The organism is Micromonospora sp. NPDC005979 (assembly GCF_040614415.1).
Lineage (GTDB): Bacteria > Actinomycetota > Actinomycetes > Mycobacteriales > Micromonosporaceae > Micromonospora.
In genome coordinates this window covers 159,978-181,319 of record NZ_JBEXUR010000003.1, presented here as the reverse complement: position 1 = coordinate 181,319, position 21,342 = coordinate 159,978, and the positions used below count along the sequence as shown (strand labels likewise).

Here is a 21,342-nt window from a genome sequence, read left to right as displayed (position 1 = left end):
TTGCGCTGAGACTCGAACTGCGCGGCATCACCAAGCGGTTCGGTGATCTGGTCGCCAACGACCACATCGATCTGACGGTGGAGCCTGGAGAGATCCACGCCCTGCTCGGCGAGAACGGCGCGGGCAAGTCGACCCTGATGAACGTGCTCTACGGGCTCTATCAGCCCGACGAGGGCGAGATTCTGGTCGACGGCACGCCGCTGCGGCTGAAGGGCCCGTCCGACGCCATCGCGGCCGGGATCGGCATGGTGCACCAGCACTTCATGCTGGTGCCGGTGTTCACCGTCGCCGAGAACATCATGCTCGGCGCCGAGCAGGTCCGGGGCGGCATCGCCGGCTTCCTGGACCGGCGGCGGGCCCGGCGCGAGGTCACGGAGGTGTCCGAGCGCTACAACCTGCGGGTCGACCCCGACGCGGTGATCGAGGACCTGCCGGTCGGCATCCAGCAGCGTGTGGAGATCGTCAAGGCCCTCACCCGCGACGTCGACCTGCTCATCCTGGACGAGCCGACCGCGGTGCTCACCCCGCAGGAGACCGACGAGCTGTTGACGGTCATGCGGTCGCTCAAGGCGGCCGGTAAGTCGATCGTCTTCATCACCCACAAGCTGGGCGAGGTCAAGGCGATCGCCGACCGGATCACGGTGATCCGACGCGGGAAGACGGTCGGCACGGCCTCGCCGGAGACCAGCCGCGACGAGCTGGCCGCGCTGATGGTGGGCCGCAGCGTGCGCCTCACGGTCGACAAGTCGCCGGCCACGCCGGGCGAGCCGGTGCTGGAGGTGGCCGGGCTGGTCGTCGACGACGACCGGCAGATCCGGGCGGTCGACGGCGTGGACCTGACCGTACGCGCGGGTGAGGTGCTCGGCGTGGCGGGCGTGCAGGGCAACGGCCAGACGGAGCTGATCGAGGCGATCATGGGTCTGCGCCCGGTGCTGGCCGGCACGGTCAGCCTGGGCGGTGACCGGATCGACGGCTGGACGCCCAAGCGGGTGCTCCGGGCCGGCGTCGGCTACGTGCCCGAGGACCGCAGCGTGGACGGCCTGGTCAAGGAGTTCAGCGTCGCCGAGAACCTGGTGCTGGACATCTACGACCGGCCACCCTTCGGTAGCGGGCTCGCCCTGAAGCCGGACGCCATCGCCAGCTCAGCGAAGGAGCGGATCGAGCAGTTCGACGTCCGCACCTCATCGGCGGACGCGGCGGTGGGCACCCTCTCCGGTGGCAACCAGCAGAAGGTGATCGTGGCGCGGGAGCTGTCCCGGCCGCTGAAGCTCTTCATCGCCGCCCAACCCACCCGTGGCGTGGACGTCGGGTCGATCGAGTTCATCCACAGCCAGATCATCCACGAGCGGGACATCGGCACCGCCGTGATGGTGGTGTCCAGCGAGCTGGACGAGGTGGTCGGGCTGGCCGATCGGATCGCGGTGATGTACCGCGGACGGATCATCGGCATCGTCGGCCCGGACACCCCGCGTGAGGAGATCGGCCTGTTGATGGCCGGCATCCACCCGGACGCGGCGGGCGCGGGCGCGCCGGCCGAGCCCGACGCGACCACCGCCGGCACCGCAGCCCAGCCCGGCACGGCTACCTCTGGTGGCGCGGCCGACGGGGGTCCGGCGCGCGCCGACGGCCCCGCGAGCGAGGACGAGGCATGACCAACCCCAATCCGCAGTCGGGCTCTCCGGACAAGGAGCCGGCGAGCGAGGCGCAGGCGGCCCAGAACGCCCTCGGCAACACCGAGCGGGCCGGCACGACCACGACGGAGAAGACGCCGGAGCCGAAGCCGTCCCTGGGCCGGCTCTTCCTGGACAACCTCTGGGCGGCCAACACCTTCACGGTGACCCTGTTGTCGCTGGTGCTGGCGATCGTCGTCGGCGCGGTGCTGATGGTCGTCTCCGACCCGGACGTGCTGCACACCTACACCTACATCACCGCCCGCCCCTCGGACGCGTTCAGTTCGAGCTGGACGCTGGTGAGCGAGGCGTACGCGAACCTGTTCAAGGGCTCGATCTTCGACCCCGAGGCGTTCTCCGGCTGGGTGAACGGCAGCAACGGCTGGCAGGCCGTGCTCGCGCCGATCTCCGAGACGCTGACGTACGCCGCTCCGCTGGTCTTCACCGGCCTGGCGGTGGCGCTGGCCTTCCGTGGCGGCCTGTTCAACATCGGCGCGCAGGGTCAGGCGACCGTCGGCGTCATCCTGGCCGCACTGGCCGGCTTCCTGCTGCCGCTGCCGCCCGGCCTGCACCTGCTGGTGGCGGTGCTCGCCGGCGCGTTGGGCGGGGCGATCTGGGGCTTCATCCCGGGCATCCTCAAGGCTCGCGCGGGCGCCCACGAGGTGATCAACACGATCATGCTCAACTACGTCGCCACGTACTTCCTGACCTGGCTCATCGTGCAGAACGGCGTACAGGACCCGACCCGGACCGACGCGATCAGCAAGGCGGTGGACACCTCCGCGCAGCTACCCCGTCTGCTCGGTGACAACCTGCGGGTGCACGCCGGCATCCTGCTCGCCGTGCTGGCCACCTGGGCGGTCGCCTGGCTGCTCAACCGGTCCACCCTCGGCTTCGAGTTGCGGGCGGTCGGCGCCAACCCGGACGCCGCGCGGACGGCCGGCATCAGCGTGACCCGGACGTACATCCTGATCATGGTTTCCTCCGGGATCCTGGCCGGTCTCGGCGGCTCGAACATGGTGCTCGGCTCCACCGCCAGCGCGTTGACGCCGCTGGTGGTGGCGCAGATCGGCTTCGACGGCATCCTGGTGGCGCTGCTGGGCCGGGTGAAGCCGTGGGGAGTGCTGCTCGCCGCGCTGCTGTTCGGTGCGCTTCAGGCCGGTGGTAACCGGATGCAGTCGTACTCCGGCATCTCGCTGGAGCTGGTGACCGTGCTCCAGGCGCTGATCGTCATCTTCATCGCCGCACCCGCCCTGGTGAAGGCGATCTTCCAGCTCCGGGCCGCACGGGCCGCCCGGTTGCAGACGAGCCTGGCGAAGGGCTGGTAACGCATGTCCACCATGGCTGTCCCCGACGTCGCGGTCGGCGTCGACGAGGGTTTCTGGACCCGGACCCGCAAGGTCGGCCTCACGCTGACGGCGCTCGGCCTGCTGGCGGCGGTGCTGTTCGGGGCTCTCGCCACCGACCAGCAGGCCCGGTTCACGCTCAGCGACGACGCGGCCGGCGCCGCCTTGGAGATCAACGGCACGATCGGCGCGATCCTGTTCGGGATCATCACGATCGCCGCCGGCGCGGCCCTGCTCGCCGGGGTGCCGAAGCGCTGGTTCCTGCCGGTGCTCGGCGTCGGGCTGGTCGCCTTCGTGCTCTCCTTCCTCTGCTGGCAGGTCTCCGCCGCGCCGACCGGGCAGAACTTCATGCCGCTGGTCAACATCATCCGGGGCACGTTCATCCTGGCCCTGCCGCTGATCTTCGGCGCGCTCGCCGGTGTGCTCTGCGAGCGGTCCGGCGTGGTCAACGTGGCAATCGAGGGGCAGTTGCTGATGGGCGCGTTCAGCGGCGCCCTGTTCGGCAGCCTCTCCGGCAACGTCTGGGTGGGCCTGGTCGCCGCCGCCATCGGTGGCGCGTTCATCTCGCTGCTGCTGGCCGTCTTCGCCATCCGCTACCTGGTGGACCAGGTCGTCATGGGCATCGTGCTGAACCTGCTCGCGGTCGGCGTCACCGGCTTCCTCTACGAGCGGCTGATGCAGACCGACGCGGAGAAGTACAACAGCGCGCCGCGCTTCAGCAACTGGGAGATCCCGCTGCTCAAGGACATCCCGGTGCTTGGTCCGGCGCTGTTCCGCGGCAACATCTTCCTCTACCTTGGCCTGCTGCTGGTGCTGGTGATCCACATCGGGCTGTTCCGCACCCGGTGGGGGCTGCGGACCCGGTCGGTGGGCGAGCACCCGATCGCCGCCGACACGCTGGGCGTCAAGGTGCTCCGGCTGCGTTACCGCAACGTGCTGCTGGCCGGTGTGGTCGCCGGCATCGGTGGCGCGTCGTACACGCTGGCGCTCTACTCGTTCACCAAGAACATGATCGGCGGCAAGGGCTTCATCGCGCTGGCCGCGCTCATCTTCGGTCGGTGGAACCCGACCGGGGCGCTGCTCGCCGCGCTCTTCTTCGGCTTCGCCGACCAGCTCGCCACCTACCTGAGCGCGATCAACAGCTCGATCCCCAGCCAGTTCCTGGCCATGCTGCCGTACCTGGCGACGATCCTGGCGGTCGCCGGCCTGGTCGGCCGGGTCCGGGCGCCCGCCGCCGACGGCAAGCCGTACATCAAGGGCTGACACCCACCCTCGTTCTGTTGATCAAGAGGTTTGCGTCAGGAACATCACCGATCCTGACGCAAACCCCTTGATCACCGCTGCGAGGGTTGGGGGTTTTTCCGGAGAATGGTGCTATGAGCGACATTGACTGGGCGCGGTTGCGCGCTGCCGCCGTTGAGGCGATGCGGCACGCGTACGCCCCGTACTCGACCTTTCCCGTCGGCGCGGCCGCGCTGGTCGACGACGGTCGTGTGGTGGTCGGATGCAACGTGGAGAACGCCGCGTACGGCGTGACGCTCTGCGCCGAGTGCGGAGTGGTGTCCAGCCTGCACGCCACCGGTGGCGGCCGGCTCGTCGCGCTCTCCTGCGTCGACGCCACCGGCGAGCCGCTGATGCCGTGCGGCCGGTGCCGGCAACTGCTCTGGGAGAACGGCGGTCCGGAGTGCCTCATCGAGACGAAGACCCGCCCGCTGCGGATGGCCGAGCTGCTGCCGCACGCCTTCGGCGTGGAGGACCTGGAGGCGGTCACCGGTGAGACGCCGGTGCCGGTCGTCCCGGAGCGGCTGGCCGCCTGGCGCGGTCGCGGCACCGTCTTCGTGCACCCGGACATGTCCGCCGGGCAGCAGGTCTGGACGGCGTACTGGGAGCGGTCGGCCGGGGACGACGCGGGCGCCGAGACCGGTGTGCTGGAGGAGGCGCCGAGCTGGGATGATCCCGCCGAGGCGATCACCTGGGGGATGGCCCGGACGCCCCGGGTCGTCGTGGTGGACGAGACCGGCACGATCTTCTGGGCGGGTGAGGGGGAGCCGCCTCTGGAGATCCCGGTTCGGTGGTCCGCTGCTTGAGGTTGGGGGATTGGGCCGACCGTGCCCGGCTCCGGGCGGTCAGGCTTGATCCCTCCGCCGGGCACGGTCGGCCCAATCCCGACCTGGTCGCCGGCCGTGGGTCGGTTTCCCCAGAGAACTAGGAAGATCTTTCTGATGAGTAGTGGTTTTGCTGCTGTTGATGTTATTCGGGTCAAGCGGGACGGGGGTGTGCTGTCGGACGCGCAGATCGACTGGGTGATGGACGCGTACACCCGGGGGGTCGTCGCCGACGAGCAGATGTCGGCGCTGGCCATGGCCATTTTGCTCAACGGCATGACCGGCCCGGAGATCGCCCGGTGGACCGCCGCGATGATCGCCAGCGGTGAGCGGCTCGACCTCTCGGCCGTCCGGCGTCCCACCGTCGACAAGCACTCGACCGGCGGCGTCGGTGACAAGATCACCCTGCCGCTCACCCCGTTGGTGGCCGCCTGCGGCGCGGCCGTTCCGCAGCTCAGCGGTCGCGGTCTCGGGCACACCGGCGGCACGCTGGACAAGCTGGAGTCCATTCCGGGCTGGCGGGCCGCGCTGACCAACGACGAGTTCATCAGCCAGCTCGGCGAGGTCGGTGCGGTGATCTGCGCGGCGGGCGCGGGGCTGGCTCCCGCCGACCGCAAGCTCTATGCCTTGCGCGACGTGACCGGCACCGTCGAGGCGATCCCGTTGATCGCCAGCTCGATCATGAGCAAGAAGATCGCCGAGGGTACCGGCGCGCTGGTTCTCGACGTCAAGGTCGGCTCGGGCGCCTTCATGAAGTCCGTCGACCAGGCGCGTGAGCTGGCCCGCACCATGGTGGAGCTGGGTGGCGCGCACGGCGTCCGGACGGTCGCCCTGCTCACCGACATGTCGACCCCGCTCGGCCTGGCCATCGGCAACGCCGTCGAGGTGACCGAGTCGGTCGAGGTGCTGGCCGGTGGCGGCCCCGCCGACGTGGTGGAGCTGACCCTCGCGCTGGCCCGGGAGATGCTCGACGCCGCCGGCCTGCCGGACGCCGACCCGGAGGCCGCCCTGCACGACGGGCGGGCGATGGACTCCTGGCGGGCGATGATCCGGGCGCAGGGCGGCGACCCGGACGCGCCCATGCCGGCCGCCCGCGAGGTCGAGGTGGTCCGGGCCGACCGGGACGGATACGTCGCGGCCGTCGACGCGTACGCCATGGGGGTTGCGGCCTGGCGGCTCGGCGCGGGCCGGGCCCGCAAGGAGGACCCGGTCAGCGTGCCGGCCGGTGTGGTGTTGCACCGGCGGCCGGGCGACGCGGTGCGGGCCGGCGACCCTCTGTACGAGCTGCGTGCGGAGGATTCGACCCGAATTCCGGCGGCTCTGGCGGAGGCAAGTCGCGCGGTGCACATTGCGCCGACCGCGCCGAGCGCGGCACCGCTGGTCATCGAGCGGATCGGCTGACCGAGCCGGGGTCGGGCCGGCGTGGTGCCAGTCACCTGGGAGCGCTATTGTCGCAGGCCAAAGGCGTCGCGTGCAGACAGGAAGTTGCCCCGTGACCGTACCTGCCCCCGACCCGCGCGAGGTGCGCGATGCGAGCCTGGACGAGCTGTCCCGGCTCGGTCTGCCGCTGCCGCCAGCCCAGTTTCCGCTCGTGTGGGAGCCGGGTGACGCGATCGAGCTGCGTCCCCGGGCCGAGATCGAGGCCCGGATCGCCGTGCTGCACCTCATCCTGGCCCGCTGCTTCGGGATGCCCCCGCAGGCGGCGATGAGCTGGCTGCTCGGCTCGCACCTGGTCGAGATGGTCACCCCGCCCGAGTGGCAGTTCGTGATGGGCGGCAAGGGTGACCACCGCTCGTTCGTGCTGCACCACGACGCGCTCTTCGCGCTGGCCTGGGTGCTGGGGTTGAGCAAGCAGCTCGACCCCACCCTCGCGGTGGACGAACGGCTGGTCGAGCGGCTGCCGCACATCGCCGAGGGGGAGACCTTCGGGCGCTGGCAGTCCCGCATCCTCGCCGCGCCGCAGCATCCGGCCGACGCGGCGGCCCTGCTCGACCTGCACTACTGCCTGGACTGGGCGTACCTGGAGTCCGAGCGCAACGGTCGCCCCCTGCCGGGCCTGGTCGACGCCAACGCGATCGGGCAGCGGCGCTGGGCGCTGGAGTGGGCGGTGATCCTGCGCGGGCCGTACCACGACGAGCCGCCCGGCTGGGAAGAGGTCGACCTCTCGACCTGAGGTCAGCGGGGCCGGTAGGCGTCCAGCCGGACCGCCACGGACACCCGGACGGGCTCGGGCAGCGCGGCCAGCCGTTCGGCGAGCGCGCCCGGGTCGGTGTGCCAGGCGCTCGGACCCATCCCGACCAGCGTGGCGATCTCCGGCCGGGTCAGGGTCAGCTCCGCACGGTGCACCGTCGAGCTGACCGGCGTGAAGTGCCCGCCCAGGGTGGCGGTCACCCGGTCGGCCTTGTCCGGGTCCACCCGGAGCAGGCGCAGGGCGTCCACCAACTCGGTGAGGTGCTCGTCGGCGGGCGTCACCACCAGCAGCGTCCCGGCGCGGTCGAGCACCCGGTGGAACTCCGGACCGTTGCGCGGGGCGAACACGTTCAGCAGCACGGCCGCCACGCCGTCGGCCAGGGGCAACCGCTGCCAGGTGTCGGCGAGGGCCGCGGCCGCCCGGGGGTGCGCCCGCGCCGCGCGTCGCAGCGCCGGCTTGGAGACGTCCAGGGCCAGACCCACGGCGTCCGGCAGCGCCGCCAGCACCGCGCCGAGGTACCGGCCCGTGCCCGCGCCGGCATCCACCACCAGGGGGTACGCGTCAGAGCCCGCGGCCGGCTGTTCGGACCGTACCCCGGTGGTTTCGTCCTTTGCTCTGCTTCCCTCCACGCGACAGTACGGTGCGGAAAGTGTTGCGTCGGTGGAAGCAGAGCAAAGGGCGGGCGGAGCGGCGCCGGCCGAGGTGGGGGCGGGCGGAGCGGCGGCGGCCGAGGTGGGGGCGGGCGGAGCGGCGCCGGCCGAGGTGGGGGCGGGCGGAGCGGCGGCGGTCGGCGGCGCGGGAGTCGCGCGCAGGCGCGCGACGGCCTCCGTCGCGGCGGCGGCGAGCGCCGTCGAGATGATGTCGTAGTGGCCGGCGGCCTGGAACTCCGCGCGTGCGGCGACCATCTCGGCGCTGTCGCCGACGTGCGGGGCCCGACCGGTGAGCAGGTTCACGTAGCCCTGACGCGCGACGTCGAAGGTGTGCCGGCGTGGACAGCGCAGCGCACGGGTATTGCCGGCGGTCGTCTCGGCCAGCGGTTCGCCGCAGACCGGGCAGCTCAGCCGGTCGAGAATGTGCGGGTCCACGTCAGGCCTCCAGACCCCGGCGGGGACGGGGCGCGCGGCTCTGCGCGAGGTGGTCGACGACCCGGTGGGTGAACGCGCCGAGCGCCTCGACCTCGGCCGGGGTGAGCAGGTCGAGGAAGTGCTGCCGGACGGCGGTCACGTGGCCGGGCGCGGCGGCCTCGATGGCGTTCCGGCCGGCCGGGGTGAGCACGACGATCGCGCCGCGGGCGTCGTCCGGGCACTCCTCCCGGGTCACCAGGCCGCGCTGCTGCATCCGGGTCAGGTGGTGCGAGAGTCGACTGCGGGACCAGAGCATCCGGTCCGCCAGCTCGCTGAGACGCAGCCGGCCCTGCGGCGTTTCGGAGAGGTCGGAGAGCACGTCGTAGTCCGGCTCGGACAGACCGGCGTCCTGGGTCAGCTCCCGGGCCAGTTCCAGGTCGAGCAGGCGACGCATCCGGCGGTAGCCCCGCCAGGCGCGGTCCTGGCGTTCGTCCAGCCAGCGGGTCGCTTCCACGCCGCTCACCCTAACGCCTTGGTTGACATGTCATCGAATCGGCTCCTACGGTCGATGACATGTCAACCAAACTGTGGGACCTCTTCGGCGCCCGTGGACGCGGCGTGCTCGTCACCCTGCGCCGCGACGGCCGACCCCAACTGTCGAACCTCGACTACCTGGCCGAACCCGGGCTGATCCGCTGCTCCACCACAGGCGACCGGGCCAAGGTGCGCAACCTGCGCCGGGACCCCCGGGCCAGCTTCCACGTGACCACGCCGGACGGCGGCGCGTACGCGGTCGCCGAGGGAACCGTGACGCTCACCGAGCCGGCAGCGGCAACCGGCGACGCCGAGGTCGACGAACTGGTCGAGGTCTACCGGGGGATCCGCGGCGACCACCCGGACTGGGCGGACTACCGCGCCGCGATGGTGGCCGACGGGCGGGTGGTCCTGCGACTCGCCGTCGACCGCGTCTACGGCTGGCTCGGATGAGCGGCTGGCGTGGCCCGACCCTGGCAGGTGACTAGGGTCTGGGCATGGTCGCAACTATCCGGTACGAGGACATCGTCAAGGTCCCGAAGGCGCTGCTGCACGATCATCTCGACGGCGGGCTGCGTCCCGCGACGATCGTCGAGTTGGCGGCCGAGGCGGGGCACGAGCTGCCCACCACCGACCCCGAGGCGCTCGGACGCTGGTTCTCCGAGGCTGCCGACTCGGGGTCGCTGGAACGCTACCTGGAGACGTTCGCGCACACCGTGGCGGTCATGCAGACCGGACCGGCGCTGCGCCGGGTGGCACGCGAGTGCGCGCTGGACCTGGCCGCCGACGGCGTCGTCTACGCCGAGGTCCGCTTCGCTCCCGAGCAGCACCTGGAGCGGGACCTGACCCTGGACGAGGTCGTCGAGGCCGTGCTGGCCGGGTTCGCCGAGGGAACCGCCCAGGCCGTCGAGGCGGGCCTCACCATCCGGGTGGGCACGCTGCTCACCGCCATGCGGCACGCGGCTCGCTCGCAGGAGATCGCCGAGCTGGCCGTACGGCACCGGGACGCCGGCGTGGTCGGCTTCGACATCGCCGGCGCGGAGGCGGGCTTCCCGCCCACCCGCCACCTGGACGCCTTCGAATACCTCCAGCGGGAGAACTTCCACTTCACCATCCACGCCGGTGAGGCGTTCGGGCTGCCGTCGATCTGGCAGGCGATCCAGTGGTGCGGCGCGGACCGGCTCGGTCACGGCGTACGGATCGTGGACGACATCGCCCCGAACGGCACGCTCGGTCGGCTGGCCGCGTACGTCCGGGACAAGCGGATTCCCCTGGAGTTGTGCCCGTCGTCGAACGTGCAGACCGGTGCCGTGGCCTCGATCGCCGAGCACCCGATCGGTCTGCTGCGGGACCTGCGGTTCCGGGCCACCGTCAACACCGACAACCGGCTGATGAGCGGCACGTCCATGTCGCGGGAGATGTCGCTGCTGGTGGAGACGTTCGGCTACGGCTGGCGCGAGTTGCAGTGGTTCACCATCAACGCGATGAAGAGCGCCTTCATCCCGTTCGACGAGCGGCTGCGGATCATCGACGAGGTGATCAAGCCGGCGTACGCCAAGCTGCTGGCCTGATCTCGTCAGCCGTGCGGGTGGTCCTGCCGGTGGTGGGTGTGGTGGCCGGCGAGCAGTCCGGCCACCCGGCGCAGCACCTCCCGGGCCCGGGCCGCCTCGGCGCCCAACCCCGTCTGGCGGCGCAGCACCTCGGGTTCGGCCCGCAGCAGGGCCACGCCGCGCCGGACCAGCACCCGGGGCGCCTTGCGCTGCTCGGACAGGTCCCGGGCCAGCCGGCGCAGGAACGTAGCTCCGCGCGGGCGGCGCAGCGCGTACGCCCCGGCGAGCAGCCCGCGACGCCGGCACTCCTCGACGATCTCGGCGGCGAAAATCCCTTCGGCCACGAAAAGTGGCGATCCGTCGACATCAAATGGCCGGGTGGCTACCCGTCGATCCGCGCCGATCGCATAAACCGGCACATCGGCACGTCCCTCGCGGGCCAGTCGCGCAATCGTTTCGACGGCCGTCGAGGCGTCCCAGGACTGCGGCGATTCCCAATCGACCTGGCCGTTTCGTCGCGGCAACGTAGGGTCATCGCCGTCTTTGTAGAAGTCGTCAAGGCACAGCACAGGTAAGCCGGTTTGCTGCGCTATGTACGACTTTCCGGAGCCTGAGGGGCCGGCGAGCAGGACAACGCGGTGGGGAAGATCCATTACCTTCAGTTACTCCGGCCAGACGGACTGCTATCAAATCGCATCAACATCTCATCACACTCTCGGCCGGTGACAACCTGGGCTTTCTTCTTGTCGAGCGGCGTGATGGAATCTCGGGGGTCCGACCCGCCGGGTCGGTCGCTGGGCGTTGCCCGGGGCAACGCGTTTCAAGCTGTAATCGCGAGGGCGGTGACGTGAGCAAACGGCCAAAGACGGCGGGCTCCTTCCTGTCGCGACTGCGCCGGCCGGCCAGTCGACTCCGGGACATGCCGATCTGGTCCAAGCTCGGTCTCATCATGATCGTGCCGACCATCGCCACGGTCGTTGTGGGCACCAGTGGTCTCGTCGACCACCTGGAGACGCTCAACAATGCCAACCGGGCCGGCGACCTGGCCAATCTGTCGAGCTACTCGGGTGACCTGGTCGACAAGCTCCAGGACGAGCGGACCTCCGCCGTCCTGCTGCTTCAGGCGACCGGGACGCAGCCGAAGGCGCAGTACCAGGAGGCCTACAACCGGGCGAACAGCCGGGTCGACCAGGCCATGTCCCCCTACCGGCAGCAGCGGGGTGACGTCGAGGACCTGCCGGGCAGCCTCGAGGGCGTGCTGGGCGGCATCGACCAGAGCCTCAAGGACCTGCCGGGCGTCCGCAGCCAGGTGTTCAACGGCAAGCTCAAGCTCGCCGAGGCCGTCCAGGCGTACGAGGGTCTGATCAACGACCTGCTCGCCATCCGGGACTCGGCCACCCAGCTCGCCGGCAACAACGAGCTGAGCGACCGGATGCGGGCCGCGGCGGCGGTCGCCCGGGAGAAGGAGTTCCTCTCGCTCCGGCGGGTCGTCGTGCACCGCGCGCTCGGCGTGCAGGGTGGTCAGCGACTGACCCCGGCGCTGCGCACCGACTACATCGCCAGCGGCACCGGTCAGCAGCAGGCGTTGCAGAGCTTCAAGGCGGTGGCCAGCCCCGACGAGGCGAAGTTCCACGACCAGACCGTCGCCGGCGGTGACCGGCGCGAGGCGCAGAACTACATCGGCTGGATCGACGGCAACACGACCGGCGACATGCGCGGCGCTCCGTTCGGCCCGGACCAGTGGGAATCGGCCATGACGGCCAACGCCAAGCTGATCCGCGCCGTCGAGACGAAGCTCGACGGTGACGTGGTCGCCGAGGCCGACAACATCCGGTCGGACGTCCAGCGCCAGGTGTTCCTGGAGACCGGCCTGCTGCTCAGCATGCTGCTGCTGGCCATCCTCTTCGCGTACCTGGTCGCCCGCTCGATGGCCCGGTCCCTGCGCGAGCTGCGCCAGGGTGCCCTCTCGGTCGCCCAGTACGGCCTGCCGCAGGCGGTGGCCCGACTGCGCGACCCGCAGGTCGTCGGGCAGCTCTCCCCGGTGCAGCTGGCCAACCAGATCGCCGAGCCGCTGCCGGTCCGGAGCAAGGACGAGTTCGGTCAGGTGACCGAGGCGTTCAACGCCGTCCACCTCGAAGCCGTCCGCACGGCCGCCGAGCAGGCGGCGCTGCGCGCCTCCGTCGCGACCATGTTCGTCAACCTGGCCCGCCGTTCGCAGATCCTGGTCGACCGCCTCATCGGGCACCTCGACCGGCTGGAGCGCGGCGAGGAGGACCCGGACCGGCTGGCCGAGCTGTTCCAGCTCGACCACCTGGCCACCCGGATGCGGCGCAACGACGAGAACCTGCTCGTACTCGCCGGCGCCGACTCCACCCGCGTGCAGCGCGAGCCGGCGGCGCTCATCGACGTGCTGCGCGCCGCGCAGTCCGAGGTCGAGCACTACACCCGCATCGAGTTCGGCGTCATCGACCGGGACATCGAGGTCGCGGCGCACGCGGTCAACGACCTCGTGCACCTCGTCGCCGAGCTGTTCGACAACGCCACCGCGTTCTCTCCTCCGGACTCGCAGGTCATGGTCGAGGCCCGCCGGGTCGGTGACCGCGCCTCGCTCTACGTGGAGGACCGCGGCATCGGCATCAGCCGCGAGCAGCTGCACGAGCTCAACGACAAGCTCGCGACGCCGCCCCAGGTGGACGTGGCCGTCTCCCGCATGATGGGCCTGGTCGTGGTCGCCCGCCTGGCGTCGCGGCACGCCGTGCGCGTCGAGCTGCGTCCCGGGTCCGACCGTGGCACGGTCGCCGACGTGACCATGCCCACCTCGGTGCTGGTGCCCCGGGCGCTCTCCGGCCGGGTCCAGCAGCCGCCGGCCCTGCCCGCCGCCGGCCCGCAGTCCACCCCGCCGTCGCCGGTCCTCGGCGCGCTGCCCGCGCTGGGCAACGGGTCGCGCCCCGGCGAGTCCGGCAACCAGGTCACCCTCGGCGGTCGGCCATTCGACCCGGCAACGCGCAACGGTGCCGGTACGCCCGCCAACACCGGCGCGTACCGCTCGATGCCCGCCTGGTCGGACCTGACCGGCGCGAGCGCGACGAACGGCGTCAACGGCGGCGACGGGTTCACCCCGCGCTCGGCCAACGGGCAGTCCATCGACCCACTGCCGCAGCGTCGGGCCGGCGACGAGCCGAACGGCGGCCAGCAGCCGACCATCCCCCGGCAGCTGCCCAGCAGCCCGGAGGCCCGGCCGTACTCCGCGCCGCCGGTCTCCGCCCAGCCCTACTCCGGCGCGCCGGTCTCCGCCTCGCCCGCGTCCGGCCAGCCGTACTCCGGCCAGCCCTACTCGGGTGCGCCGTACGGCGGTCCGCCGGTGTCCGCCGCGCCCGTCTCGGCCTCTCCGGCCTCCGGTCAGCCGTACTCGGCGCCCCCGGTCTCCGGCCAGTCGTTCAGCGGCTTCACCCCCCGGTCCGCCCCGCCCGCACCGGCGCCCAGCACCCCGGCGCCGCCGGCCTGGCCGCCGGTTCCCGGCGGCGAGCGGGACACGCAGACTCCGCCGGTGCCCGAGCGGCTCGCCGCCGCCCTGGACATGACGACGGAGCTGCCCCGGGTGCCGCGCCCCGGCGAGCAGCCGACCACCGCGGCCCAGCCGCCGGCTCCCGCGCCGCAGGCGTCGCCGCGCGCTCCGCAGGCGCCGTCGATGCCGGCCGCGCCGGCCCAGACGTCGTCGGCCCGCCCGGCACCGCAGCAGCCGCAGGCCCAGAACCGCCAGCGGTACGCGGACGAGACCATGGAGCTGCCGATCTTCCGGGAGCTCGAGTCCGCCTGGTTCCGTACCCGCCGGCCGGGTTCGGAGGAGACCGGCCCCACGCCGTCGACCAACGGCGGCGACGCGACCCAGCAGTTCGCCACGGTCGATGCCACCGGTCGGGCAGTCAAGACACCACCCGGAACGACAGGTAACACACCGATGGCAGACACTCCGACGGCCGGAGGAGCGCCGCGGGACAACGGGTCGACAGCGAACGGTGGCGCACGCCCCGACCTCGCCGAGGGCCTACCGAACCGCCGGCCCCAATCGCCGAGCAACGGCTGGCAGACCGCCGCCGACGACGGCTGGCGTGCCGCCTCGGCAGCGGCCAGCGCGGCGCCGGTGAACGAGACCACCACGACCGGCCTGCCCAAGCGCAAGCCGATGGCGCAGCTGGTGCCGGGCGCGGTGGAGAAGCCCGTCACCTCGGTCCAGCGGCGCTCCCCGGAGGCGGTCCGTGGCCTGCTCTCCGCCTACCATCGGGGCGTGCAGCGAGGGCGTAGCACCTCGGACAACCCGACCAGCCCGGAGGAGACTCCGGGAGGGCAGCAATCCTCGCAGTCTGGCTCAGGCTCAGCGGCCGGGAGCGGGCAGAAGGAGCAAGAAGGATGACAACTACGCAGGATCTTGGTTGGCTGCTGGCCAACTTCGCCGATCGGGTGCCGGGTGTCGCGCACGCGGTCGCCGTCTCGGCGGACGGCCTGCTCCTCGCGTCGTCACGGGACCTGCCGCGGGACCGGGCAGACCAGCTCGCCGCGATCGCGTCCGGTCTGGTCAGCCTGACCCAGGGAGCGGCCCGCTGCTTCGAGGGAGGCGCGGTGCTGCAGACCGTCGTGGAGATGGACAATGGCTTCCTGTTCCTGATGTCCATCTCGGATGGTTCGTCCTTCGCCGTGCTGGCGGCCCGCAGCTCCGACGTCGGGCAGGTCGGCTACGAGATGGCGCTACTGGTCGACCGGGTGGGCGACGCCCTGACCCCGCAGCCGCGCGCGGCCGCGGGCATGCTGGGCTGACGTCTCGCCGATCGTGCGGTCGGCGCAACTGATACGAGAAGAACGACGAGTTCCACCGGTGGGAGCCGGTACGGGGTGCGAAGGAGGTGAGCGGCGACATGTCCGATCGTGACGAACCGACCGGAGCGTTGGTCCGTCCATACGCCGTGACCCGTGGTCGAACCCGTCCCCGGCTCGACATCGCGCTGGAGGCGCTCGTCGAGACGACGGTGCGCGGCCGGGCCACTGCCAATGGCAGCGGCGGCCAGGGCCGCGAACACCAGTACATCGCCGCGCTGTGTGACGGACGCGTGCAATCGCTCGCGGAGATCGCGGCGCGGATGCAGCTGCCGCTCGGTGTGGCCCGGGTGCTCATCGCCGACATGGCGACGGACGGCCTGGTCGCGGTCCACGAGCCGACCATCCTGGACGACTCCGACGACGCGGTGGGCACTGAACTGCTGGAGAGGGTGCTGAGTGGACTTCGCAGGCTCTGACATGTCGCACCGCCCACCGACCCCGAGTGGGCGCGTGACGTCGGCGAAGATCGTTATCGCCGGTGGATTCGGCGTCGGTAAGACGACGCTGGTCGGCTCGGTCTCGGAGATCACGCCGCTGACCACCGAGGCCATCATGACCTCGGCCGGCGTGGGCGTCGACGACACCCGGCAGGTGCCGGGCAAGACGACGACCACGGTGGCCATGGACTTCGGCCGGATCTCGATCGACCGTGACCTGATCCTGTACCTGTTCGGTACGCCGGGTCAGACCCGATTCTGGTTCATGTGGGACGAACTGGTGCGGGGTGCGATCGGTGCGGTCGTGCTGGTGGATACCCGCCGGTTGGCCGACTGCTTCGCGGCGATCGACTTCTTCGAGCACCGGCGGCTGCCGTACCTGGTGGCCATCAACTGCTTCGACGGGATGCAGTACCACGACCCGCAGGACGTCCGGGACGCCTTGGCGATCTCGAGCGACGTGCCGGTGGTGGCCTGCGACGCCCGTAACCGGGAGTCGACCAAGCACGTGCTGATCTCGCTCGTCGAGTACGTGCTCACCATGCGTCGTACCCGCGCCGTCGCCCCGGCCTGACCGGGAGGCTTCCGCGCCCGGTGGTGGCCCTGGCCGCCACCGGGCGTCGAGTGCGCCCTGAGGCGGGGGCCACCTGCTACCTCGCGCCCTTTGCTCTGCTTCAGCGGAGGAAACACCGAGTGTCCGACTACCGGACGTCAGGTGTTTCCTGGGTTGAAGCAGAGCAAAGGGCTATTCGCATACCCCCGTCCGCCCGCTGAGGTGGCCCATGAGCGGTTGCGTCGCTACCGACCTACCGCTTGCGCCAGCCCTCGCGGTTCCAGCCCGCACAGCGGCGTTGAGCACTGGGCCGCCCCGGGTGACGCGTGGGGCGTGCTGGCAGACGTCTTCCGCCCTCCGTCTGACGGCGGAGGGCGGAGGGCGGAACGCGACTCAGATGTCAGTGACGCTCAGGACTGGTAGCCGGCCGAACGGTACTCGTACTCGCGGTCGTCGTCGCGGTCCCCGTGGTCGCGGCTGAAGTCCCAGCCACCGGCGGCCTCGCGGCCGGGACGACCGCCCACCGCGAACCCGCCGATCTCCTGACCGCGACGCCAGCCACGGAAGTAGCCGGTGGTGTTCTCCGCGAGGCTCGCCGCGTCCCGCACGATCCGGAGTGGACGCTCCTCGCGCAGCGGGGAACCCGGGACCAGGTTGGCCTGCGGAACGCGCTTCGGCAGGCCGGCGTTGGTCTCGGCGCCGACCGCGGGGCGGGCGGCCTGCTCGGCGGCCTGCCATCCGGTGTCGGCGGTGGTCGACCAGTCCAGGTCGGACTCGTCCTCGCCGTGGCCCACGAACCAGGCGGACTTGGCCTGCGCGAAGATCAGCAGGTCGCCGTCACCCTCGTCGGCGACCGGCGGCGGCCGGTGCTCGACCGGGGGCGGCGGGCGGTGCTCGGTGGCCCGCTCGACGAGCGGTGCCGGACGGCTGTTGCGGTTGGCCTGCTCACGGTCGACCAGCCGCAACGGCGGAGTGTCCAGGCGAGGCTCGCCCGAGGGCGGGTTGAGCCCCTCGCGCAGCGCCCGGTCGGCCAGCGGCGGCGGCTCGACCAGCCGCAGCATGGGAGGCTCCTGGGGCAGGTCGTCGGCCAGCCAGGGCGGAGTGACCCGCCCGTCGGCCCGACCCGGGTCCGTCGGGGCTTCGACGCCACGGCTGTTGCCGTACGGGTAGGCGACCGGGTTGTTCGGCGAGCTGTCGGCCGGGTCCTCCGGGTTGTTGACCAGAGGCCAGTTCGCCCGGGAGCCCGGCGGCGCGGACAACTCCTGCTCCGGCCGGGGAGCGGGCACCGGGATGCTGAGGTCGGTGACGCTGAACCCACCGGTGGGTGGGTCCTGGACCGACGGCCGCTGCGGGTGGCTCTGCCGTTCGCCGTTGGTCTTCGGGCGGGGCGGGATGACCGTGCGCTGCCGCTCGGCCCGAGCGCTGTTGATGGCGGCGGTGGTCAGCGTGGGCCGGAACGGCTCGCCCGCCTCAGCCGGTGGCACCGCGCCGCGCTGGGCCGGCGCGATCGGGGTGATTCCCGGTGGCGGGGGCGGGGGCGACGAAACCGGCCGGTTGGTCGGGCCGTCGATCCGGCTCGGGAGTGGTTCGGCACGACCGGGTGGCGCGGACACCGGCGGGCCGGCCACGGCGGCCGGTGCGACCGGGGCGGGCGCGACCGGTGGCGGGGTGACCGGAGCGGGTGCGACCGGCGGCGGCCCGAGGGGTCGAGGCGAGGCCAGGGGGGAGTTCCCCGGGGCGGGCTCCGGCCGGCTGCGTCGGCCACCGACGGGCGTGGGCTCGGCGGGGGTGGGGGTCGGTCGGACGGGACGCAGGCCGGTGCCCGCGCCCGTGCCGGCGAGACCGGTCAGCTCGCCGACGGTCTCGCCGCGTCGGGCGGCGGCCCGGCGGCCGGGCGCCGGCGCGGGGGTGCTGACGCGGGCGCTGAGCGCGCTCACCAGCGCCTCGCAGCCCGCGTCGCAGGCCCGTACGGAGGCGACGGCCTGCCGGACCGTCTCGGCCACGGCGGAGGTGAGCGCCCGGTTGACGGCGGCGCGACGTGGCGTCTCCGAGATGGCGACCCGCAGCGCGGTGACCGCTTCGTTGATCTCCTCGGCGTCGGCGACCCCGTCCGCCGCGAGGTGAGCGGCGATGGCGTCCGCGGCGACGGAGACCTCGCGGCCACGGGCGATGGTGCCGCCGAGCATGCCGGGCTCGGGCAGTGCGTCCAGCACGGCCAGCGACACCGGTTCGGCCGGGTCCGGGTACGCGCGCAGCGCCGCCGGATAAAGCTCCCGCAGCACCTCGCGCAGCGCTACGGCGGCGGAGTGCCGCCCACTGGCCAGGGCGGCGTGGGCGGCGAGTACCTGCTTGTAGCCGGCGAGGTCCCGGGGAGCCGGCAGTGTGACGGCGGAGAGAGCGCCGGCCTGCAACGCGCGGGCCAGGCCGACGGCCCGGCGCTCGGCCGGGGGTGACTGCATCTCCTCCAGGGAGTCGTCGTCGGCGAAGCGCTCGGCGAAGTCGTCCACCGAGTCGTCGTCGGCGATCGCCAGGGGCCGACCCGCCGCGCTCAACAGCGAGGTGACCGTGTGGTCGTCGCTGTCGGCGGCGATGGCCGCACCGCTCGGCCCGCCCGACCGCTCCACGAGCAGCGCGACGAGCTGGGCGTAGCCAGCCGCGTCGTCGCCGATCTCGCAGACATGCAGCAGACGGCCTGCGTCGTCGACCACAGCGGACGTCAGCGTCGAGCCGGCCGAGGCCGGTCGGTCAGCCGGATCCGCCGAGGCCAGACCGCAGTACACGCGCACGAGCGCCACGGCGTCGTCCTCCCTCCGGGACAGGTCTTCCTACTGCCAGCAACTGATGCTCCCCGGTACGGGTCAGTCGCGCCAGTCCACCACCGCAGAGATCTTGCCGACAATGGTGCGCCAACCCAAACTCGCGGTTTGTGCCCCGATCTTCTTCAGCCGTCGCCGGCCCATGAAGGCGCCGATGCCGCCGTTGGCCGTGGCGCGGAGCGCCTCGTCCAGGTCGTCGAGGCTGGAGCCGGCGGAGAGCATGTCCAGGACCGCAGGCAGGCGCAACGCGTACGACAGGTCGCGGGCGACCTCGCCGGCCTCGATCAGCAGGGTCGAGTCCCAGGTGTCGTGGCCGCCCCGCAGGTTCTCCACGACGAGGTCGAGTTCGTAGGTGTCCTCGTCGAGCGGCACGATGTCGGCCGGCTCCACCCGTTCGGCCAATTCATTCCAGCTGTCCAGTTGGGACAGATCGTTGGGCGCGCCGGATCGGACGAAACTGACCAGCGACTCGGGGGTCTTGAACAGCAGCAGCTTGCCCCGGTGACTGAGGAAGACGGGCACCTCCTCGTCGTCCGCCTCGTCGGTGGCGTCCTCGTCCTCGTCGACGGTCGCGTCGGTGTCCGCGTCGGCGTCGCCGTCGCGGCGACGACGCGAGGACTTCTCTTCCTCGTCGGCGTCGGCGAACTCCTCGGCCAGCTCCTCGTCGAGGATGACGACCGTCTCGTCGTCCTCGTCCTCGATGACCTGGCGGCGGGCGAGGAACGGGTCGTCCTGGTCGCGCTCGGTCACGTCGGTCGGGGTCAGCGAGCCGGCCGTCCGGTAGGCGCGCAGCGTGAAGCCGGTACCCGCCGGTAGCGCGATCTCCACCGGGTCGATCCGCAGCTCTTCCCAGAGCGACCTGTCGACCGCCGCGCGGGGGGTGTCGTCGGCCTCGTCGGCCTCGTCTGGCTCGGCCGGGCCGGTGGTGTCGTCGAGCTCGGGCTCGTCGGCGTCGGGCCGTTGGGGCGACTGGCGGGCCACGCTGACCTCCGTGTGCTTCGGGTTGCCCACCCACCGGGGTCTCCGACCGGCGAGTGACTCTGGGCACATACCCTAGTCGGCGACTCGGGAAGCCCGGAGCCCGCACCCCGGTGCCCGGCCGAGGAACGTCTCGTACCTGCGGGTGCGCGATGGTGGCGGACCGGCCGCCGGACAAGTAGCGTAGCTACGCATGAAGGCCCAGTCGCTGCACGGTCACCTCGACGCCCTTCTGCTCGCCGTCCTCGAACAGGGGGCGCTGCACGGCTACGCCATCATCGAGTCCCTGCGGGCGCGCAGCGACGGCAGCCTCGACCTGCCCACCGGCACGATCTATCCGGCGCTGCGCAGGCTGGAGCGGGCCGGGCACGTGGCGAGCACCTGGAGCACCGTCAACGGTCGGGAGCGGCGGACGTACCAGCTCACCGACTCCGGCCGCCGCGCACTGGCCGGGGAGCGGGCCGGATGGCAGGAGTTCCGGGTGACGGTCGGCCGGTTCCTCGACCCCGGCGGCCCGCCCGTCACCCCCGCCTGAACGGCGACCGGGTCAGCGGGCGGTGGCCCGCACCCAGCCGCGCGCCGCGCGGCTCAGCGAGAAGTTCGCCGCACCCACCACCACCATGCCGACGATCATCGGCGGCCAGGTCAGCGCCGCGTCCCACAGGTCGATCGACCACACGAAGAGGGCGCCACCGGCCGCCATACCGAGGGCCAGCGTGCCGGTCAGGCCGATGCCCACCGCTCGCTGCGCCACCGCCAGGTGAGGTCGTGACGACCGTGCGCTCGCCCAGATCACCAGCAGGCCGGTCACCGCGAGCAGCAGCCCGCCGACCCAGATCCAGTCGACCGAGGCGGACAGCAGCCGGTAGGCCGCGGGCGGTTGCGGACCGGCGCTCCAGCTCGACCCGCGCCACGTGAGGTCGCCGGCGGCCACCAGGACCCCGGCCACGGCCAGCATCCGCAGGGAGAGGCCGCGCAGGGCGGCCACCGCCAGCTCCGCCTGCCAGGAGGGCAACACCTGCGCCGGCGCGCCGAACTCGGCCACCGCCCGGCGCTGCGCCTCCGTGGGCGGCACGCCCCTTTCGCGGTACGCGTCGACGGCGTCCAGCAGGTCGGAACGCGCCTCGGTCAACAGCTCGGACTTCAACCGCGCCGGGCCCTGCAACCGGGAGCCCAGGTCCCGCAGGTGCTCCTCGACCAGGAAGTCGTCCGCATGCCGCATGCCA

19 protein-coding genes are annotated in these 21,342 nt (G+C 72.1%); 13 read left to right on the top strand and 6 right to left on the bottom strand.

The window, feature by feature from the left end:
- The first annotated feature begins 5 nt into the window (after positions 1-5).
- The 6 genes from ABZ272_RS06955 (at position 6) to ABZ272_RS06930 (ending at position 7,294) form a co-directional block, all read left to right on the top strand.
- Positions 6-1,652: an ABC transporter ATP-binding protein gene (locus tag ABZ272_RS06955; RefSeq protein ID WP_355049314.1), complete on the top strand. Its 1,647-nt coding sequence runs from the start codon at positions 6-8 to the stop codon at positions 1,650-1,652.
- On the top strand, positions 1,649-2,998 hold the full coding sequence (locus tag ABZ272_RS06950) for an ABC transporter permease (RefSeq protein ID WP_355048947.1): 1,350 nt from the start codon (positions 1,649-1,651) through the stop codon (positions 2,996-2,998). Before ABZ272_RS06955 ends, ABZ272_RS06950 begins: the two co-directional genes overlap by 4 nt.
- A gap of 3 nt (positions 2,999-3,001) precedes the next feature.
- Positions 3,002-4,279 (top strand): ABC transporter permease, encoded by a 1,278-nt coding sequence (locus ABZ272_RS06945; RefSeq protein ID WP_355048946.1) that lies wholly within the window; start codon positions 3,002-3,004, stop codon positions 4,277-4,279.
- Between the two features lie 113 nt (positions 4,280-4,392).
- The gene (locus tag ABZ272_RS06940; RefSeq protein WP_355048945.1) at positions 4,393-5,103 is read left to right on the top strand and encodes a cytidine deaminase; all 711 of its coding nucleotides are present in this window, start codon (positions 4,393-4,395) and stop codon (positions 5,101-5,103) included.
- Positions 5,104-5,238: 135 nt separating this feature from the next.
- A complete protein-coding gene (locus ABZ272_RS06935; RefSeq protein WP_355048944.1) occupies positions 5,239-6,522 on the top strand; it encodes a thymidine phosphorylase in 1,284 nt (427 codons plus the stop codon).
- 91 nt (positions 6,523-6,613) lie between these two features.
- Positions 6,614-7,294, top strand: coding sequence for a DUF4272 domain-containing protein (locus ABZ272_RS06930; protein ID WP_355048943.1), 681 nt, complete (start codon positions 6,614-6,616; stop codon positions 7,292-7,294).
- Between the two features lie 2 nt (positions 7,295-7,296).
- Here the strand turns inward: ABZ272_RS06930 and ABZ272_RS06925 are convergent, their stop codons facing one another.
- Together ABZ272_RS06925 and ABZ272_RS06920 are read right to left on the bottom strand one after the other, a co-directional pair.
- On the bottom strand, positions 7,297-8,397 hold the full coding sequence (locus ABZ272_RS06925) for a putative RNA methyltransferase (protein WP_355048942.1): 1,101 nt from the start codon (positions 8,395-8,397) through the stop codon (positions 7,297-7,299).
- A gap of 1 nt (position 8,398) precedes the next feature.
- Positions 8,399-8,890, bottom strand: a complete 492-nt coding sequence (locus tag ABZ272_RS06920; RefSeq protein ID WP_355048941.1) for a MarR family transcriptional regulator — start codon at positions 8,888-8,890, stop codon at positions 8,399-8,401.
- A gap of 59 nt (positions 8,891-8,949) precedes the next feature.
- Here ABZ272_RS06920 and ABZ272_RS06915 point away from each other — a divergent pair, with 59 nt between their 5' ends.
- Together ABZ272_RS06915 and ABZ272_RS06910 are read left to right on the top strand one after the other, a co-directional pair.
- A complete protein-coding gene (locus tag ABZ272_RS06915; protein ID WP_355048940.1) occupies positions 8,950-9,363 on the top strand; it encodes a PPOX class F420-dependent oxidoreductase in 414 nt (137 codons plus the stop codon).
- A 44-nt stretch (positions 9,364-9,407) separates the two neighbouring features.
- Positions 9,408-10,481, top strand: coding sequence for an adenosine deaminase (locus tag ABZ272_RS06910; protein ID WP_355048939.1), 1,074 nt, complete (start codon positions 9,408-9,410; stop codon positions 10,479-10,481).
- A gap of 5 nt (positions 10,482-10,486) precedes the next feature.
- Here ABZ272_RS06910 and ABZ272_RS06905 read toward each other — a convergent pair whose 3' ends face one another.
- The gene (locus ABZ272_RS06905) at positions 10,487-10,804 is read right to left on the bottom strand and encodes a hypothetical protein (protein WP_355048938.1); all 318 of its coding nucleotides are present in this window, start codon (positions 10,802-10,804) and stop codon (positions 10,487-10,489) included.
- A gap of 503 nt (positions 10,805-11,307) precedes the next feature.
- Between ABZ272_RS06905 and ABZ272_RS06900 the strand changes: the two genes are divergently transcribed.
- From ABZ272_RS06900 to ABZ272_RS06885, 4 genes are all read left to right on the top strand, one after another.
- Positions 11,308-14,871: a nitrate- and nitrite sensing domain-containing protein gene (locus ABZ272_RS06900; protein WP_355048937.1), complete on the top strand. Its 3,564-nt coding sequence runs from the start codon at positions 11,308-11,310 to the stop codon at positions 14,869-14,871.
- Complete coding sequence (locus ABZ272_RS06895) at positions 14,868-15,272, top strand: roadblock/LC7 domain-containing protein (protein WP_007455462.1); 405 nt, start codon at positions 14,868-14,870, stop codon at positions 15,270-15,272. Before ABZ272_RS06900 ends, ABZ272_RS06895 begins: the two co-directional genes overlap by 4 nt.
- Before the next feature lie 98 nt (positions 15,273-15,370).
- Positions 15,371-15,748 (top strand): DUF742 domain-containing protein, encoded by a 378-nt coding sequence (locus ABZ272_RS06890; protein ID WP_355049313.1) that lies wholly within the window; start codon positions 15,371-15,373, stop codon positions 15,746-15,748.
- Position 15,749: 1 nt separating this feature from the next.
- Positions 15,750-16,343, top strand: coding sequence for an ATP/GTP-binding protein (locus tag ABZ272_RS06885; protein ID WP_334628720.1), 594 nt, complete (start codon positions 15,750-15,752; stop codon positions 16,341-16,343).
- 389 nt (positions 16,344-16,732) lie between these two features.
- On the opposite strand, the gene ABZ272_RS06880 is transcribed toward ABZ272_RS06885, so the two are convergent.
- Together ABZ272_RS06880 and ABZ272_RS06875 are read right to left on the bottom strand one after the other, a co-directional pair.
- Positions 16,733-19,141 carry a transposase gene (locus ABZ272_RS06880; protein WP_355049312.1) on the bottom strand — a complete coding sequence of 803 codons (2,409 nt, stop codon included), beginning with the start codon at positions 19,139-19,141 and terminating at the stop codon, positions 16,733-16,735.
- A gap of 39 nt (positions 19,142-19,180) precedes the next feature.
- The gene (locus ABZ272_RS06875) at positions 19,181-20,149 is read right to left on the bottom strand and encodes a DNA primase (RefSeq protein WP_355048936.1); all 969 of its coding nucleotides are present in this window, start codon (positions 20,147-20,149) and stop codon (positions 19,181-19,183) included.
- Between the two features lie 160 nt (positions 20,150-20,309).
- On the opposite strand from ABZ272_RS06875, the gene ABZ272_RS06870 reads away from it, so the two are divergent.
- Positions 20,310-20,651 (top strand): helix-turn-helix transcriptional regulator, encoded by a 342-nt coding sequence (locus ABZ272_RS06870; RefSeq protein WP_355048935.1) that lies wholly within the window; start codon positions 20,310-20,312, stop codon positions 20,649-20,651.
- Positions 20,652-20,663: 12 nt separating this feature from the next.
- Here ABZ272_RS06870 and ABZ272_RS06865 read toward each other — a convergent pair whose 3' ends face one another.
- On the bottom strand, positions 20,664-21,338 hold the full coding sequence (locus ABZ272_RS06865) for a permease prefix domain 1-containing protein (protein WP_355048934.1): 675 nt from the start codon (positions 21,336-21,338) through the stop codon (positions 20,664-20,666).
- Positions 21,339-21,342: the final 4 nt, after the last annotated feature.